Origin of the sequence: Nocardia sp. NPDC006630 (assembly GCF_040611495.1) — a bacterium.
GTDB lineage: Bacteria > Actinomycetota > Actinomycetes > Mycobacteriales > Mycobacteriaceae > Nocardia.
On the sequence record NZ_JBEXOK010000001.1, the window covers coordinates 611231 to 629683 of the forward strand.

Consider the following 18453-nt stretch of genomic DNA (forward strand, 5'->3'; position numbering starts at 1 on the left):
CCGGGTATCAGGTCCGCCCCGCCTGCGGCGGACCTGATACCGCAGACGATCAGTTCGACTGCGCAGCTGCATGTTTCGGCAACCTGCACACCGGCTACGGTGTGGATCGTGAATCGTCCGACGTTGTGCCGGTCAAGGTTCGCAGGTCGATGGCCCGCTTGAGGATCTTGCCGGTCGATCCCTTCGGCAGGGCATCGACCAGACGGATGACACGCGGGACCTTGTATGCGGAGAGTCGCTCGCGGGCCCAGGCCGACACAGTGGCGGTGTCGAGGGTCGATTGCGGGCGGCGCACGATCACCGCGGCGACCTCCTCGCCATAGTAGTCGTCGGGAATGCCGAGCACGGCCGCCTCGACAATGTCGGGATGCGCGTAGAGCGCCTCCTCGACTTCGCTCGGATAGACGTTGTAGCCGCCGCGAATGATGAGGTCCTTGACCCGGTCGACTATGCGCAGGTCACCGTCGGCGTCGGTCTCGGCCAGGTCTCCGGTGCGAAACCAGCCGTCACCGCTGAGCACGCCGGCGGTCTCGGCCGGGCGATTCCAGTAACCCTTCATCACCGTGGCGCCCTTGACGAATACCTCGCCGATCGTCGCGGGAGGACACGGACGGCCCGCTTCGTCGCGGACCTCGACCCGGGTGGCAGGCGTCGGGCACCCGACATAGCCGATCTTCCCGCCGCGGTCGATATCGGTGAATGTGGCGAGGGCCGTGGTTTCGGTGAGCCCGTACCCCTCGAGGATGGTGCAGCCGAAGCGCGCCTCGAACTCCCGCGCCACCGGACCGGGCAGCGACGCGCCACCGGAGACCGCGATGCGCAGCTGCGCGAAATCCGCGGGATCCGCGTCACCGGCGGTGTGCAGCATCGCGTTCCACATGGTGGGCACCCCGACCATGACGGTGAACCGATCGCGGCGCAGCATCGCCATCATGGCCCGGGCGTCGAAACGGGAGAGCAGGGACAGCGATCCGCCGGCGGTGAAGGTCGTCATCATGACGGAGGCCTGGCCGAAGACGTGGAACAGCGGCAGGCCGGTGCCCGTCCGGTCCTCGTGCGATGCTCGACTGCATTCGGCGCCGATCTCGCCTGCGGACAACAGGTTCGACACCGTCAGCTGCGCCCCCTTGGGCCGGCCGGTGGTACCGGATGTGTAGAGGATCGCCGCCGTATCGTCCGGATCGCGGTCGCGGACCGCGGCCGCCGCCGGCCCGGTGTCGGCGCCGGGCCGCAGGGTCCAGACCGGAATACCCTGCGCCGCGGCGGCACTCGACGCGGCGGCGCCCAGCGTGTGCCAGGCGATGACCAGCGAGCATCCGGCGTCTGCGAGGACATACTCGATCTCGTGCCGGGTCGACATGGTGTTGACCGGGACCACCACGGCCCCCGCCGCCTGAATACCCATGTACGCGACCACGAATTCGGGAACCGACGGTGCGGCGAGCAGGATCCGGTCCCCCGCGCCAATCCCCGCCGCCGCCAGCGCCGCGGCGTAATTGATGCTCGTCGAACGCAATTGGTGATAGGTCCACGCGGCGAAGGCGCCGGAATCATTGCTGTCGCCGCGAATGGCCACGGCGTCGGGATGGGTGTCCGCATGCCGGCGGATGGGGTCCAGCAGGTTTGGCACGGTCTGTCCTATCGGTCGTGGATGCCGGGTCGCGTGTGCGGTGCGGGGATAGCGGTGGCCTCCTTCACAGGTCGACCATGTCGTACTCGGCGACCCGGCCCATCAGGAATCGCAAATGGTCGCTGGAATTCCCGAAGGTCTGCTCGATGGCGGTCAGCCGGGCGAAATACTGTCCGACCGGGTAGTCCACGGTCATCCCGATACCGCCGTGCAGTTGGACCGCTTCCTGCCCCACATATCGCGCCGACCGTCCGACCCGCAATTTCGCGCGCGAGGCGATGGACTGGTCGATCACGCCGTCCGCCAGTGCCATCGATGCGTAGACGGACATGCCGTGGGCCATCGCGACCGCGATGTGCATATCCGCGGCACGATGGGACAGCGCCTGAAAAGTACGCAGGGGAACACCGAATTGTTTACGGGCACAAAGATATTCGGCAGTAATATGCAGGGCTTCGGTCATCGCGCCCACCGCTTCGGCGCACAATGCCGCCTGGGCGGCGACCAGCGCGGCTTCGATGGCCTCCTCGGCGCGCAAGGAAGCCAGTGGCTCCGCCGGAGCAGCCGTGAAGACGATGTCGGCCGCGCGCATGCCGTCGTACGTCGCACTGCCGTGTCTGGACACACCCGCACCGGCGGGGTCGACGAGAAACAGCCGGATGCCGTCGGTCACGGCGGCGCTGACAATGAGCAGATCGGCTTCGTCCCCGAACAGCACCGGCGACTTGCGCCCCGTCACCCGCCACGTACTCCCTTGTCGCACAGCTGAAGTCGACAGCACCCGCAGTGGCCAGCGCGATCGCGGTTCCTCGTGCGCGAACGCGGGTCGCAGCTGTCCGGCGGCGATCTTCGGCAACAGTTCGCGACGCTGGGCAGGACTGGCCGCTTCGGCCACCAGGTCCCCGGGCAGGTAGGCGCAGTCGAGCAGCGGAACCCGGGCCGTGCTCGCACCCAGCTCGGACATGACGATCATCGCCTCGATCGGGCCGGCGCCCTGGCCGCCTTCGGATTCGGAGAAGGTCAGCCCGAGAAGTCCGAGGTCGGCCATTACGGGCCAGAGACCGGTGGAATCCGCCGACGAGTGGCTGGCCAGGACGTTGTTCACGGTGTCGCGCAACATCGTTTGTTCCGCGGACGGTTCGAAGTTCATGGCCGGGCTCACAATCCGAGGATCGTCGAGGCGATGATGCCGCGCTGCACCTCGGAGGACCCTCCGTAGATGGAGGTCTTGCGGCAGTTCAGATAGGCCGCAGTGCTGCGTCCGGCCCACCGGGTCACGTCCGGCAGTAGCGCGCCGGGTCCGGCGACCTCCATCATCAGCTCGGTGGCGGCCTGCTGTAGTTCGCTGCCGCGCAGCTTCAGAATCGATGAGGTCCCGCTGCTCTTCGCAGCGGTCGCGCCGAGCTGGATCAATTCCAGTGCCAGCGTGTCGTTTTCGAGCTCGGCGAGACGTGCCGCGAACAGTGGGTCGTCCAGCAGCGAGCCCGCGCCCATCCGGGTCTGCCTGGCTCGCGCCTTGATCATCGACAACCGGACCTTCGTGCGGCCGACGGCGGCCATGCCGATGCGCTCATTGCCGAGCAGGAATTTGGCGTAGGTCCAGCCCTGATTCTCCTGCCCGACAAGGAGATCGGCAGGTACCCGCACCTGATCGAGAAATACCTCGTTGACCTCGCCGCTGCCGTCGACAAGTGCGATCGGGCGGACGGTGACGCCGGGCGCGTCCATCGGAAGCAGCAGCAGGGAGATGCCCGCCTGCTTTTTCGCCGCGCCGGAGTCGGTGCGCACGAGACAGAACATCCAGTCCGCGTACTGGGCCGCACTGGTCCAGATCTTCTGCCCCGTAACGATATAACTGTCCCCGTCGCGAATCGCGGTGGTACGCAGGGCGGCCAGGTCCGATCCGGCTTCCGGCTCGGAGAATCCCTGACACCACCAGATGTCGAGGTTGGCCGTCGGCGCCAGAAACCGCACTTTGAGCTGTTCGGAGCCGTACCGGGCGATGACCGGCCCGATCATATCGACATTGAACGTCAAAGGTTCAGGGACACAGGCGAGTTGCATTTCGTCATGCCAGATATGGCGCTGAATGGGGGTCCAGTCCCGCCCGCCCCACTGCTGCGGCCAATTCGGCACCGCGATGTGGTTGGCGTTGAGAATGCGCTGCGTGGTGACGAGGTCCGCGCGGCTGAGCTCGCGCCCCTCCCGCACACCGTCCCAGATCTCGAGCGGAATCTCGCGGCGGTACAGCGTCCGCATCTGATTGCGGAACCCGATCTCATCGCCGGTCAGAGCCAATTGCATTGCAGGTCTGCACTTTCCGAGGTTTCGGGGATGGGCGACCATCGGTGCGCCCTCTCCTCCTGCGGACGAAAGTCCATGGAACGTTCTTATCTAAACGTTCCATCAGTAGGGGCATCGTGTCAACCATCCGGTCAGACTTACAGGCATTTTGACAGTATTAGCATTACTATCAGTCAAGCACTTCCAGAACACGGTAGCCTGCTGCGATATGACAAGGTCCGAACCCGAGCCTGCCGGTCCCGCGCCGCGCCGCCGTCCGTCGTCGGTGCGACCCTCCGATGACGCACTGCTGGACGGTGTGCTGACGGTCTTCGCCGCCCGTGGTTTCGACGACGTCACCATGGATGAGCTGGCCCTCGCGGCCGACACCTCCAAGCCGACGCTGTACGCCCACTTCGGCACCAAGGACCAGCTGCTCGAAGCCTGCCTGCGCCGGGAAGCGGACGGTCTACTGCGGTGGATGCGTGAAAGTTACCGGCGCGCCAGGGGTTTCGACCTGGACCGGCACGTCGCGACGACAACGCGCGCGCTCTTCGACTTCGCCGCCACCCGCGCCGAAGGGTTTCACGTACTGTTCGGCGCGCCCACCGCGGGCCGCTCGCACGAGGTGCGGGCCGCGGTGCTCTCCGCGGTGGCCGATACCGTCGCCGACCTGATCCGCAACGAATACGGCAGCGCCGACCTGAGCTGGGGCGCCAGCGCCGATTTCTGCGCCTCGGTGATCGCGGATATCGGGGTCCGCGGCGTACAGCAGGCCATTGCCCAGCAGCTCGATTTCACCGCGGCCGCGAATCTGACGGTATCGATCATCGTCGCGGCCATGCGTCACCTCGATCCGGCGGCCGTGCGCGCGGTCGATGCGGTCGCGAAAGCGAGCGGTGTTTCCGACGCTGCCGAAAATGCCGGTGAGCCGATCGATTACCCGGCAATGATCGGCGTGCACACGCATGCCGCTACGGACGAGTCGCGGTCGGTACCTCGAAATGATGTGCTCGACACCGCGATTCGCATCTTCCGCAGCGGCGAGCGGCTGGAATTGCCCGTGGTGGCGGCCGAACTCGGCATCAGCCGCACCACCCTCTACCGCCGGTTCGGGACCAGAGACGAACTGCTGGGCGCGGCCCTGGCCCTGCAGTTCGAGCGGGTGGTCACCTCGATCGACCGGCGTTGCACCAGCCGGGGCGCCCACCGCATTTCCGAGATATTCGATCTCGTCCTGCGGCAGCTGGCGGCCGATCCGGCGCTGCGCACCTACCTCCAGAACGAATCCCCGGCCGCGCTTCGCCTGCTCACCCAGGCCGACGGGCCCGTACACCGCGGCAGCGTCGCACTGGTCGAACGGCTGCTCCACCGCGCCCAGGAGCAAGACGGGTACCGCCCGCCGATCGAACGGGAGTCCCTCGCCTTCGCCCTGGTCGCCCTGGGCGAAGCCTTCCTCTACAACGATGCCGTCGCCGACATCCGAGGCGATATCGAGCATCTGCTGCAGGTGCAGACATCCCTGCTCGGAGTGGCCGGTCCCGTCGGCGGGCGGTGAATCGACCTGCGGTAGCACCGAATTCAGCCCAGCTGCCCGGCGGCCGGAATGTTCACCCAGCTGGGGTCGTTCGGATCCAATTGCAGGTGTTCGGGTTTGAGCCCGCTGGCATCGAGCATCGGCCGCATCGGCAGTCCGCGCAGCACATCGAATGCGTAGATGTCGACTCGCAGCCGATGCCCCGGCTGCAGAACGCCGTCGGTGGCGGGCATGCCGATATCGACAATGGTCGGCCGGCCCGGCACCACATCCTGCCGGGTATCCAGGGTGAGAGCGGGGTACGGATCGGTGTAGTCGCCATTCGGGGATCGAGTCGCCCTGTCCTCGTTCACTTTTCGCAACGAGGCTTGTAGCTGGCCGCTGGTCCACACGGTGGAACGCCCATCGGGTGCGACATCGTTGACCGTCGCCGACCAGAAACCGTCCGCCGCATCCAGCATCGTGTTCAGATGCACGGCGATCGGTCCGGAGATCTCGGTCGGAACCCCCACCGGCGCACTGGTGAAGGTCAAACCGTTGGTCTCATTGATGCGTGCGTCTTTCGCGCAGATGTCCAGCACCCCGGTCTCACCGGCCGTACCCACCGCGGCTTCGCGGGAGCACAGCCCGGTCAGTCCCGGCGCGACGGTCAACAGCGCGGCCCCGCCCGGCTCGGTGCGCAGGCTGCCGTCGTGCACGCTCAGCGCCGTCCCCGAGGGCGCCGGGTCCAGATATAGCCTGCGGTAATCCATACCCGGACTGGGGAACTGCTGCCGATTCACCCAATTCCCGCCCTGCTGCCACAGCGTCACCGGATCGAAGCGATCGATGCCGTTGTCGATGCCCTTGAGCCACTTGTCGAACCAGGCGCGCTGGAGCACATCCAGGCGCGGCGGCCCGCCGGGCAGACCGAGCCCCGCGCCGGTGGTCAGATGGTAGGTATCGCCCATGATCAGTTTCTTCTGCTCCGCGGGAACATCGATGGCGTTGTAGATGCGCGTCGCGGAGTAGGCGAAGATGTCCTGCCAGCCGCCGTAGACGAAGGTCGGCACGCTGACCTGCTCGGGATGACCGTCCAGACTGCGGCGTAATGGGCTGTCCCCGTTCAGCATTTCCGTCAGCTCCGGACTGCCGGCCAGACTGGGTGCGGCCAGCGTGGCGAGCAGGACATTGGCGTCGGTGAAGGGATCCCGCATCCGATCTCGCAACCACTGCCCGTCGAAATTGCCGGTGAACAGTGCTTGCAGATCCGGCACCAGTTTGAGGGCGTTGACACTGGCCAGCCAGGTCGGCATGAATCCGACGCCGAATCCGCCTCCGGTGGCGATGATGTCGTGCAGCATGTCGCTGCCCGGGACGACCGGGAAGATCGCACGCAGCGCCGCCGGTTTGCGTTCGGCGGTCTGCAGCTGGTTGGCAGCCGAATACGACAGGCCGTTCATTCCGACCGTGCCGGTCGACCACGGTTGCGCGGCAGCCCAATTCACCACTTCGACGCCGTCCTGCTGCTCGCGTTCGCCGAAGACCTGCCAGTCGCCCTCGGAGAATCCGGTGCCGCGCACATCGACCACGACCTGGGTGTACCCGGACTCCACCAGCTTTCGATCCACCCCGAAATTGCGCAGTGCGCCGGCGGCCAGCGCTTTCGCCAGGTCGGAGTAGCCGCTCAGACCCACACCGGACAGATCGAAACCGGCCACGGCGGCGGTCAGCATGCCCGAGAGCGCGGGATCGCCGAGCACCGCGTCGACGACGGTGGTGGTGAGCTTCGAATACGGCGTCAGGTTGACGATCGCGGGCGTCTGCTCGGTCGCCGGGATGCCCGCGGCATCCGCCGGGCGGTACACATTCGCCTTCAGCACCACACCGTCGCTCATTGTGATCGGGACGTCCCAATCGGTGTGCACATTCGGAAACGGTTGCGGCCCATCATGAGTCGCGGTCCAGACGGCCGCATCGTCGACCGGTTCGGCGGGCGCCGGCGCCGGCGCCGACACCCCCACCGCGAGCAGTAGTGCGGTGAGAACGGCGAGGGCGCCGGACAGGTATCGAGGTCGGGCGCAGGAGCTGGGGACGGCGGTGATCGGCAAGCTTGCCATAGTGAACCTTCGGGTCGGAATGCGTCGAGGTCGGCGGATCAGCTGTTACGCGGTAAGCCCGAGCAATCGACCGGTAGCGGATTCGCGGGATCCAGGGCGTTCAGAACATCCTGTGCGGCAACAGGATCGAAGGCCGCGCCATTGTGCTCGAAGATCGCCAGCGGGCACTGGTCCTGCACCACGATATTGGTGATATTCGGCGCGACCGGTCCGTATCCGCTGGTGTAGGGCACCACGGCCTCGTCGTACCGGGTCATCAGGAACGTGTAGTCGATGCCTGGCGCGTAGGCGACGCCGGAGTTCACCGCGTTCAGGTAGTCCGATCCGGTGGTCAATTCCACGGTGATCGGAGCCCCCGAGCCTTCGGCCAGACGCTGCGCCTGCCCCCACAGTCCGACCGCGCCCAGCCCGCCCGCGAGCAACCCTGAACCATTGGCCTGCGTGCCATTGTTGATCGGGGCCAGGTTCACCGATTTGGCCACCTTATCGGCCCCGCCCAGGAACTTGATGTACCAGCGCGGCATGACGGTCCCCTCCGAATGGCCGACAAAATCGACCTTCGCCGCGCCCGTCGCCGCCAGCACCCGATCGACGAACGGCGCCAATTCCTCGGTGGCGGAGTCGATCATGGACCGCACACCCGGCACACCGTTCAGCGGCGGTGGCAGCGCCGGACTCCTGCCGTAGGTCAGGGAGAACACGCAGTACCCGTTGTTCGCCAGCAGCGGCGCGAGAGTCGTCCAGTTCTCGGCCTGGGTCGCGGTGAGGCCGTGCAGCAGGATCACCGGTTCGGGGTGCTCCGCACTCGGGCGGCAATTCCAATCATTCGCTCCCGCAGGCGAAGACGAATCACCGAAGTGCGCGAGCGCCGCCCCCAGTCCGTACGGAACCGGGTAGTGCGGCGCGGCCGGCGCGGTGGCGGGCACACCCGCCACCGCTACCGCCGCGAGCGCAACGACCACCGCCAGCCGTTTCACCACCCCGCGGCCGGGACCTGCTGACCGGGCTCGAATATGCGCTGGCATGGGGACTCCTTGGACCTCGTCGAAGCTTTCGCAATTTCTAACACTCTTTACGCTTCAGTAACGCGAAACGCCGAAATTGCCCCCAGGCCACGACGGACGACAGACCGATATCACCTGCATTATCTGAGGTTGTGGCAAGTTTTCAGCCACCTCACTGCATCGACAGTAGAATCGCACCGATGGAACGTTTAGATCTCTGCGTTACATGACGGAGGGCATGTGGACGCGACGAGAGAGTGATCAGAGGCGCGCTTGGACGCCGCGTGCGACGAAGTCAGCGCGCGATCGGTGAAGCGGGGTGCCGAGGTTCAGTTCGACGGTTCGGCGGGTCGATCGATCCGGGCCGGGAGTGGGCTGCCTTCGTCCGAGTCGGGCGCGAACGACGGTGTCGACCCGGCCATGCTGAGGTATCCGTTCACACTCTGGGTGAGGGTGAGCCCGTACCCGTCGTGGGTCTGGGTATATCCGGTACGCGGACGTGCGTCGTCGTCGGTCCGGATCGCCCAGCCCTGCTCCCGCCAGGCGCGCAGCACCAGGTCGAAATACCGGTCCGAGGTGTCGGGGGTGGTGCCGAGCACCCAGTACCGGATATCGAAGAATTCCAGCAAGTTGTCGGGGTCGCTTTCGTCCCAGGGCAGTCGGACGCCGCGGTGGAACGCCGCCGCGGGCAGGTCCGGATGCCGCAGCGCCAGCGCCAGTTCGGCAGGCACCGCCCGGAGCGTCTCGGTGAAGTGCCGCAGCAATTGCGCACGGATCTCGCCCTGCGTCGTTGCCGATGGCATACCGTCCTCGTTTCTGTTCAGCGGAGCAGGTCCTCGTGGCCGGTCAGGATCAGCCCGAGACTTCGGTAGGACTGATTGCGGGAGCCGAAATAGTTCTTACCCACATGGTCGGCCGGATTCCAGCCCAGCCGGGTGTGGCTGGGTGTGGTGCCCGATTCGAAAACCGTAGCGCCGAACGCCGGATCCGTCGGTGCGGGGCCGTGAGTGGGAGGCATCAGCTGAATGGAGTCGTATTCGGCCATGGTCGCGAAGACATGGTCGCCGGTCTCTGCGGGGTCGACGCCGGTCAGTCGCAGATCCCCGGCGTGCGCCACGCCGGTGCCCCAGCTCCCGACGAATACCAGGGCATCGGTGTTCAGCGCGTGGCCGTGGCCGGCCGAATGCCCGCCGGTGACACCGCCGTACGAATGCGCGATGGTCGTCATATGCGCGGGCGGTCCCTGATGGGTGACGCGCAGGCCGTCGTGATACTCCCGCACCTTCGCCGCACCGTCTTCCGCATGGGCCGAATGCAGTGCCGAGACCAGCGAATTCGGATTGTTGTAGGCGCCGAAGAGAATCACCGACGTCGCCGCGGTCGGGTCGATCGCCAGCGCGGCCTGCCGCACCTGCTCCAGAGTTTCCAGCGCATAGCCGACACCGCTGCGCCGGCGGAACGCACCGGCCAATTCGATCGCCACATTGTGGGCGGTATCGGGATTGCCCAGGGCATAGATGTATTGGAGCTTGTCATCGAGATACGACAGATAGTGCTCCGGCATGCCCTCCTCGGTCGGCTCCAGGAACTTCTGCATATCGCGGATGATGTCCAGGCGTTCCGGGCTGGTGTTCTCCGCGCGCTCCCGCAGCAGCTCGAGGGTTTGCCGGTTGTACCTGTCGCGGTCGATCTGCGGTATGCCGTCCCGGTTTCCGATGAAGGGGTCGGCACGATGCCAGGCGTCCTTCTGCTCCGGCGAAAGGTTCGACCAAACCTCGTGCAGCTGTTGCGGATCGGCGGGGAGCCGGAAGTCCGGATCGGCCGGAAGTCCGATATCCGGCGCCGGCGCACTCGCCGGAGTCTCCTCCGCGTCCGGCGGCCATCGGAACCATCGCGCACCCGAATCCGGGTCCTCGACAATGTGATTGCCCGCGAGCCGGATCCGCTCGGTGGCCGTCGCGCCCGGCCCTTCATCCGCCGATCGGGCAAGATGTTCGGCCATCTCGGCTCGATACGCCAGATGAGCCTTCATAACGGCCTTGTGGAACGGCAGGGAGAGGAAGTCGAGGGCATTCGAAGCCCTTGTCGCAAGCCGGATCTCGTCGACGAACTGCCGGTCCTGCGCGGGAAGATCGGACTCGCGCCGACCGGCGTCGGCGAGCAGATCGTCCACCTGCCCCCGGGCGTGCTCGGGCAGCAGATCGGCAATGAGCTCGCGCCGTTCCGCCGCGCCCGGCGTGTCCTGCCGTAATCCGAGTCGCTCGACAAGGGACAGCGCCTCACGACGCAGGGAGTTGTGCTCGGCGGAATCGGGCCCCGCCTCCGGCGAGATCCGCGCCGCCTGTTCGGCCAGCGCCTGCAGTTGATCGATCCTGCCGAGATCGTGCGGGGTCGGGACGGATTCGGGATCGAACTCCCCCGGCCGCAGCATGCTCTCGGGCGGCAGATGCGCCAGATCGATGCGGCGAGCGAGGTCCGGATCGTACTCGGCCAGCAGCCGTTCCGCGGTGGGCGCGTGCGCGGGATCGCGCAGGCCCACCCGCTCGATCAGATCGTGCAGTTTCCCCTGTAGGTCCGGAACCTCGTGCTGCCGAGCACGATCCGCCGTGACCTCATCGATATGCGCTGCCAGGCCGCGCATTTCGTCGAAGCGGTCACGGAGCTGCGGCGTCATCTCCGCGGGGCGATCATGAGCCGCATTACCATCGGAATCCGGCTCGTAGGAGATCACCCACCGATGCTCGGGCTGTGGCGGGGAGAACTCGGCCATGCGCTCGTGCGGGAGCTTATTGCTCGAGCCCGCGTCGATCGTGTAGTCGTAATCCTTATTGCCCGGGTGCGGGAAATCGGTGCGCTCCACCAGCGTGAACGGATTGGTTCCGTCCTGGTGCACCCGCTCCAGCGCCTCCCACAGCTTGGTGCCCAGAATGTGATTGCGGCTGCCCGGCGGCCCATCCACCTTGTCCGGCTTCATATCCCACTGGACTTCGACGCGCCCGCCCGGTGCGAGCCCCTCCGACAGGTTCCTGGCAATGGCGTCATAGACGGCATCGGGGAGTTTGGCGCTGACATTATTGATGTAGACGCGTGCGATATCGCCGCCGAGCAGGTGGCCGTTGCCCAGCAGATCACCGAAGACCATGACGCTGCCCGGTTCGGTGAGCGGTCCGGGATCGAGAATGCCGAGATCGCGGCGACGCTGACCGGCGAGGGCCGCATCGGCCAGCTCGGTCTTGATGATCAGGCCACCGCCGGCCCGATCCGCGGCCGGTGTCATCTCGACGCCGAAGGCGCCGCGGCCGACACCCACATCGATGGTGTGCCCGCCCACCGCCGCAGCGGGGACCGGCGGGCGCGGTTGCGGTGCGATCCGCTCATTGCCGGGCCCGAAGACCAACTGGTCCAAGGGCAATCGGTGCTGCGGCTGCGGGCGGGGCAGCACCTCGACGGTGGACAGGCCGTCCACCGGATCGTGCAGGATCACCGCGTATTCGACGGTGAGGCCGTTCTCGGCCGCGCCCCGGTTGGCTCGATCGATACCGTGCAGGAAATCCGCCAGGGTGGTCTGCTCGCCGCCGACGGTCATCCGCCCCGTCTCGTGATCGATCACGCCGGTGATCCGATCCGCAGCGGTCGCGAAACCCTCTGCGGCAGCGTGCATCTGCGCGAAGCGGTCCGGACCGAGAGCCTCACGCGCCGCTTCGGGCATGCCGTCGTGGAAGCGGTCGATGGCGCGGTGGATCGCCGCGGCCTGCTCCGGTCCGCGCAGCGTGGGGTGATTGATCGCCGCATTGATCGGATCGAGCCCCCTGAACAATCCCGGCACCTGACCGCGCGCGGCCTTGGCCTCGGGTTCGAAGATCGGGTCGAAGACGCGGCGTGAGAGTTCCTCGCGCAGGCGGCCGTTCAGGCCCTGCTCCTCGGTGCGCACGACATCGTCGGCATGATCGCCGGTCAGCAGATCCCGCAACCCGCCCAGATGATTCTCGGCCGCGTGGTCGAATCCGGCCTGCGTGAGGTCCGGGTTGAATGCCGGGCGCTGGGAGTGCACACCGTCCCGCTCCAGCTCTATTCGGTGCGCGAGAGTCGAATCATGCCCGGCGAGCAGGTGTTCCACGGTAGGTGCGTGCGCGGGATCACGGAATCCCAGGTGATCCATCAGGTCGCTGAGATCACGGCGCAGTCCCGGAAGCTCGTGCGCCCGGCCCGGATCCATAATGGCGCGGTCGATATGGGTTGTCAGGGTGCGCAATTCGGCGAACCGTCCGCCCAGCTGCGTCGACATCCGGGTGGGGCGATCATCGTGCGGGTCGATCAGTATGTCATCGTCCTGCGACAGCCGGATCTCGGCCAGCTCGTGCGCCAGCGCCCGGACAACATCCTGATCGCGAGCGTGCTCCGACACCCGCACCTCGAAACCGTCCGCACTGGGCCGGAATTCGGCCACATTGTTCCGCTCCGTCGGACCGACCTCGATCCGCACCAGCCGGCCGTCGGAGAGCACAAAATGCTGCTCATCCCGATTCCAGGAAACCCCCTCGGGCGTAATGAGCCGCCCCTGCTCCTTGATCTGATCGTGCACAAAATCCAGCGAGAGCGGATCCCCGGTACGGGCACTGCCATGAAACTCCCCCACCGGCCCCGCCGCGGCGACATCGTATTTCCGGTTCTCACCCGGAATACGCGGACCATCGGCCTCGGCACGGTGCGGTGCGGAGGTATCGACGGGAATCGGGATCACAGCTTCCGGCACCCCGGCGCGCTCACCTGCAGAACCTGTGTGATCGCCTGCGGCACCGGCATGTTCGCCTGCCGCACCAGCATGATCGCCAGCCGCACCAGCATGATCGCCAGCCGCACCAGCATGATCGCCAGCCGCACCAGCATGATCGCCAGCCGCACCAGCATGGTCGCCGGGCACAGCCGAGTGATCGCCCGGGGCACCGGTGTGGCCGCCCGCCGGACCGACCCGGTCACCGGGCGCACCTCTGTCATCACCCGGGGCACCGGCTCGATCGGCCGACGCGGCCGCAAGCGGGTCCCGACCGTCCTGATGGTCACCGCCGCTGTCGGGCCGGGCGTGCGGCGCGGCGGGTTCGACGCCGGTGCTGGCGGCCCGGACCGCTGCGTCCGGACGGTTCGGGCGGTCGATTGCCGCGGCGCGGGGATCGCTGCTGGGGGTGCTCGGTTTGAGGGCGGTGCCGTCGGACGGCGCTCCGGCGCGGAAGTCACGCGGGAGCGGGACGGCCTTGCCGGGATCGGCTGCGGGCGCCCGGACTTCACTGGCGGCCACGGGGTTCGGACTGGCCGAGGGAGTGGCATGCGCGGGCGGGGCGCTTGCGGGCGGGGCAGGCTGGCCCGCCTCGCCGACCGGTCCGGTGGCGCCGACCGGTGAGACGCTGTTCGCCGCCTGGGGATACGGGTCTGCCGAAGACTCCGAGGCGGAGTGGGGTGCGGTGTCGCCCGGGTGGCTGGCCGCCTCCACCCTCGAGGCCGGATCGTCGATGGGACTGTGGATATCCGAGCGCGAGTTCGTACCGGAGTCCGAATTTCCGCCGTTATCAGCGGGATTCGTATCGTCTGCTCGATCGCCGCCCGGTGCGGAGGCGTCGGAGGCGGGATGCGAGGACGAATCCGTTGTGCCGGTGCCGTCCTGGGCGTTCGCCTCCGGCTGATCACGCCGGTTGTCGATCACCGACGGGGCGTTGTTGTCGCCGGGCGCGCCGTCGTGGCCGGGCCCCGAGGTGTCCCGGCCGGGCGCGGTAGTGGTGTCCACCCCGGTCGCACTGGTCGAGTGGACGCCAGGACCGCCCGGCTGCCCGTCAACCGCCGGATCGGTGACGCCACCGGGGCGTCCGCCGGTCGTGGTGCCCGGCTGGTCCAGCGTGCTCGCACCGGGCCGGTCCAGTGTGGTGACGCCGGAGTGGTCGGTGCCGAAGTTCTGGACACCGGCGTCGCGCGGTATCGGGGCGCTGCCGTCGCGAAAGTCCATGGGTCCGGCGTGATTGGTCCGGCCGTCATAGCCGTGCAGCCCACTGGGTCCGGCTCCGGCCAGCGCACCGCCGGTCAGGGTGCGCGGATCCAGGTCCCAGTTCCCATTGACGAGTCCACCGGCCAGCCAGGCCGTCCCGGCGCCGCCGAGACCCGCGGTCGCACCGGTGAGCGCACCGTTGAACACACCGCGCATGCCGCCCATGTCGGTCGGAAACATATGGTGCGCACCGAAACCCGCCGCGCCGCCCCCGGCGCCCGACACGGCGGAGACGAGGGCGTTCTTCCCGATCGCACCCCAGTCGTAGCCGTGCCCGTGGCCGGTCTCGTTCTGAATGGTCTGGACGAGGAACTCCTGGGCGGTGCCCTGGAAGGTGGAGACGAGCGCCCCCTGCCCGATCTCGTAGATGAGCTTGGGGAGAACCTCTTTCAGCACCGCATTGGTAATGCGGCCCTCGATCATCTGCTCGATGCGCTCGGCGGCCTGCTGCCCGAGCTCCCGGAAGAACACCCGCGCCGTGCTGAGCACAACGGCTTCCGACTCCGGTGCGAACGGCCCGGTCGCCGCGGCCCAGGCGAGTTCGCCGATCAACCAGGCGCCCGCGATATAGAAGTTGAGTTTGCCCGCCTGCAGCTGATCGCCCATACCGTCTGCGGCAGTCGACAACTGGCGATAATTGTCGGCGAATTCCCGCACCGAGCCGTGCCCGGACGCATCACCGTCGCGCAGCGGCGTGAGCCACTTCAGCATTTCCTGGCCGCCGTCACCATCCGGGTAGGCGTCGCCGAGGGCGTTGATCAGATGATCGAGGTCGGTAATGATGTCATCGGCCTGTCCCGCAACGGCTTCGATATCGCGGGCCATCTGCCACATCTTGTCTTCATTGCCGTGCGGCCACGCGGAACCCACCACCCAGCTCAGCCATTCGAGCCACGACGGAAACTCCAGCGCCACGGCGTATTACGCGAAGCCGTCGCGGTTACCGTGCTCCATGGCCGTGAGCCGCTGCGCGGAGGTCTGCAGCCCGCTGGTCAGATTGCCGAAGGAGTCCGACAGATTCTCGGTCCCCGCAGCCATATTCGCGCTCCCGGTGACAAATCCCTTGGCGCCATCGGCGAACTTACGCCCGAAATCGTCATCGCCCCAGGCGGTCTGCCCCGGCGCCACCGCGGCCCGGGCAGCATCGGCCATTCCCTGCAAACGAGCGCGAATCTCCCCGGCAATGGTCGCCGCATCCTGCACGAACTCCGGATGCGCGTTCAGCTTCCCCGCCATAGTCAGCCCCTCGCGAGTTCTCCGATCGACACCGCGGTACCAACAGCGCCGGTGAGATCGACTGTCCCACAGCCGAACAGTGAACACAAGATGAACACCGGGCCCGCTCACGCCGAACGGGAAGAGGACAGCAATGCCACCAGTCCCCGCGGCGAACAGATCCGAACCGGACGCGCCTGACCTTCCGGCGCCGCGCGGCAGACGGCCCGCTCCCAATCACCGACCCGATCTCGTCGCCGGTGAGTCGTGTGCGAGGAGCGCTATGTGCCGCGGCGACGAGGTTAGGGTCTGCTGGTGAATTTCTCTGCGCGCGGCGCGATCGTGTCGATTGTTTCCGCATGCGCGGTGGCAGGCATTCCCGGCGGGATCGACAGCGCTCCGGCGGGGGCGTATCCGGTCGGGCAGCCATTGAGCTGTGTGCCCGCGATCGGGACGTCGCAACTCATTCCGCCGCTGCCGGGGCTGTTCCTGCCATTACCGAGCATCAGGGGGATTTCGGAATTCGACGATCTCGCTCCGGCGCCGGCCGATCTGACTTTCCCGCCGAGTATCGATTTCCGCGATAACACCCAGGGCTTCAACAGCTATGTCGAAGTGGTGCTGCAGCGCGGGTCGCTGTACGTCCGACCCCGCAATTCGAACTCCGCCTGGCGCAAGGTGAACACCCCGGACTGCCTCGACGGCAATATCGTCGCGACCTCGGTGGACAGCAATATGCTTGTGGCAGTGGACAAGAACGGGTGGATCTACTCGCTCGACAATCTGCTCTCCGGCCCCATGCTGTGGAACTGGACGCATTCCTACGGCGGTCCCATCTGGCTGTGGCCCGGCGCCACCATCCCGCAGGATGCCGCCGAGGCACCCACCTCGAACAAGTGGGCGCTGAGCCATCGCATGTCGACCAGCTTCGTCGACGCGGAGGGCAACACCCATCCCCTGACAGCGGGACTGGTCCAGATCGTCAGCCTGACCGGAGACGGTTCGCGCATCACCTATCAGGATCCGTGGCTGCCCGCGGACCTCAGTTATGAGATCGGCGGACCGCAGCAGGGCCGATTCATTTCCGAATCCCTCTCCACCTCAGGGTCGATGACCGTGGTGATGAATCGCTACGGCGATATGTACACCCGCAAATACGATCTCGACTTCGCGGGCGCGAATCACATTCCGGGGCGCTACACCTGGCTGCCGCAGGGCACAAAGCCGGAGGGCCCGTCCCAGCTCGCCGAACGCGTCGACCCGCAATACGCGGCCATAGCGCTGCCCGCGGAAGATTGGCAGCAGCAGCCGAAAATCCCGGGCGAGATCACTTCCCGGCTCTCGATTCACGACACCGGACCCGCCGTGGAAGATCGAGAATTGACCGTCGAAGGCCGGGACAATGGCCGGACCGGCTACTGGCACAAGGATGTTCGTGCGGACTCGTGGCAATTCACCGCGACGGACCGGCCTCTCGAACAGCCTCTGCTGACCGGCAATTCCAGTGTGGACCAGTCCCGGTCGGCGCTGGCCCCGGAGAGTCAGATCTCCTATCGCGGTGCGGTACCCGCAGGTTGGACTCTGAGCGTCGATCATTTCGATTGGGCGCAGACCAAGCATCAAGCCACACTGACAGCGCCGACAGGCCGGGCCTACCCGGTCGAGCTGTACACCGCCGACAAGTTGCGATTACTGCCGCGCGGTCCCGGCCTGGACGACACGCCTCGCGGACTCGAGGGCGCCCTCGATCTCCGCGGAGCGCAGCCCTGGCTGGACGGCAATGCCGAACTGGACAATCTGATCAAGACCCAGTTCGGTGGACAGCAGATATTCGAGGTCACGGTCGAGGCGACAACCTCGCAGCTGGTGATCAACCCCGGAGGCATCACTCTCCAGCGGATCTGATTTCGCCCCCCGGCACTGGTGGGTCACTGCCACCCGCGGAGTTCCTGCCCGGCACTGTGACTTACGATGTAAGAGTCAGCACCCGGATCGGAGCACCCATGCCACCCAAACGCACCCGCGCAGGTCGCGCGGGCCTATCCCGCGAGCAGGTGCTCGATGCCGCCCTGACCCTGGCCGATCGCGAAGGCGTCGCCGGTCTGTCGATGCGCAAACTCGGCGCGGAGCTGGGCGTCGAGGCCATGACGCTCTACCACTACCTGCCGAACAAGGACGCGCTGCTGGACGGACTCGTCGAGCGGGTGCTCTCCGATGCCGCCGCCTTCGATACCGGCGACGGTCCGTGGACCACCGCCCTGCGCGACTACGCCCGGCTGCTCCGCACCGCACTGCTGCGCCACCCGGGTGTGCTGCCGCTGATCGCCACCCGACCGGCGGTCACACCGCAGACACTGCGCACCGCCGAACGCGGCCTGGAAATCCTTTGTGCGGCAGGGTTTCCCGTCGGCCGCGCGCTGAGCGCACTGAACGCGCTCACACTGTTCGTCATCGCGCACGCGACCGCGGAGGTCGATATCTCACCGGTCAATGCCGCCGAGGCGCCCGGTTCGGTCGAGTACGTCGCGGAACTCGATCCTGCGGAATTCCCGCTGCTGGTGCAGGCCGCCCGCACCGCGGAGGGCACGGACGACGGCGCCCGCTTCGATTTCGCCGTCGAAGCGCTCATCACCGGCTACGCGGCCACGCTGTAA

General features: G+C 66.9%; 11 protein-coding genes. 3 read left to right on the forward strand and 8 right to left on the reverse strand.

Annotated elements, in window-relative coordinates; all coding sequences use genetic code 11:
* Nucleotides 1–94: 94 nt before the first annotated feature.
* The 3 genes from ABZX86_RS02765 to ABZX86_RS02775 form a co-directional block, all read right to left on the reverse strand.
* Entirely contained in the window at nucleotides 95–1630 is a 1536-nt protein-coding gene (locus ABZX86_RS02765) for an AMP-binding protein (protein WP_355119311.1), read from the reverse strand.
* A 64-nt stretch (nucleotides 1631–1694) separates the two neighbouring features.
* Complete coding sequence (locus ABZX86_RS02770) at nucleotides 1695–2780, reverse strand: acyl-CoA dehydrogenase family protein (protein WP_355119834.1); 1086 nt, start codon at nucleotides 2778–2780, stop codon at nucleotides 1695–1697.
* A gap of 8 nt (nucleotides 2781–2788) precedes the next feature.
* Complete coding sequence (locus ABZX86_RS02775; protein WP_355119313.1) at nucleotides 2789–3934, reverse strand: acyl-CoA dehydrogenase family protein; 1146 nt, start codon at nucleotides 3932–3934, stop codon at nucleotides 2789–2791.
* A 208-nt stretch (nucleotides 3935–4142) separates the two neighbouring features.
* On the opposite strand from ABZX86_RS02775, the gene ABZX86_RS02780 reads away from it, so the two are divergent.
* Nucleotides 4143–5471, forward strand: a complete 1329-nt coding sequence (locus tag ABZX86_RS02780; RefSeq protein ID WP_355119315.1) for a QsdR family transcriptional regulator — start codon at nucleotides 4143–4145, stop codon at nucleotides 5469–5471.
* Nucleotides 5472–5494: 23 nt separating this feature from the next.
* On the opposite strand, the gene ABZX86_RS02785 is transcribed toward ABZX86_RS02780, so the two are convergent.
* The 5 genes from ABZX86_RS02785 to ABZX86_RS02805 all read right to left on the reverse strand — a co-directional run bounded on the left by ABZX86_RS02785 (nucleotide 5495) and on the right by ABZX86_RS02805 (nucleotide 15820).
* On the reverse strand, nucleotides 5495–7549 hold the full coding sequence (locus ABZX86_RS02785) for a CocE/NonD family hydrolase (RefSeq protein ID WP_355119317.1): 2055 nt from the start codon (nucleotides 7547–7549) through the stop codon (nucleotides 5495–5497).
* Between the two features lie 38 nt (nucleotides 7550–7587).
* Nucleotides 7588–8574 (reverse strand): alpha/beta fold hydrolase, encoded by a 987-nt coding sequence (locus ABZX86_RS02790; protein WP_355119319.1) that lies wholly within the window; start codon nucleotides 8572–8574, stop codon nucleotides 7588–7590.
* Between the two features lie 308 nt (nucleotides 8575–8882).
* The gene (locus ABZX86_RS02795) at nucleotides 8883–9356 is read right to left on the reverse strand and encodes a hypothetical protein (RefSeq protein ID WP_355119321.1); all 474 of its coding nucleotides are present in this window, start codon (nucleotides 9354–9356) and stop codon (nucleotides 8883–8885) included.
* Nucleotides 9357–9373: 17 nt separating this feature from the next.
* Nucleotides 9374–15499: a hypothetical protein gene (locus tag ABZX86_RS02800; protein WP_355119323.1), complete on the reverse strand. Its 6126-nt coding sequence runs from the start codon at nucleotides 15497–15499 to the stop codon at nucleotides 9374–9376.
* Nucleotides 15500–15505: 6 nt separating this feature from the next.
* Nucleotides 15506–15820, reverse strand: a complete 315-nt coding sequence (locus ABZX86_RS02805) for a hypothetical protein (protein ID WP_355119325.1) — start codon at nucleotides 15818–15820, stop codon at nucleotides 15506–15508.
* Between the two features lie 294 nt (nucleotides 15821–16114).
* On the opposite strand from ABZX86_RS02805, the gene ABZX86_RS02810 reads away from it, so the two are divergent.
* Both ABZX86_RS02810 and ABZX86_RS02815 read left to right on the forward strand, forming a co-directional pair.
* Nucleotides 16115–17704, forward strand: coding sequence for a hypothetical protein (locus ABZX86_RS02810; RefSeq protein ID WP_355119327.1), 1590 nt, complete (start codon nucleotides 16115–16117; stop codon nucleotides 17702–17704).
* A 98-nt stretch (nucleotides 17705–17802) separates the two neighbouring features.
* Nucleotides 17803–18453 (forward strand): TetR/AcrR family transcriptional regulator C-terminal domain-containing protein, encoded by a 651-nt coding sequence (locus tag ABZX86_RS02815; RefSeq protein ID WP_355119329.1) that lies wholly within the window; start codon nucleotides 17803–17805, stop codon nucleotides 18451–18453.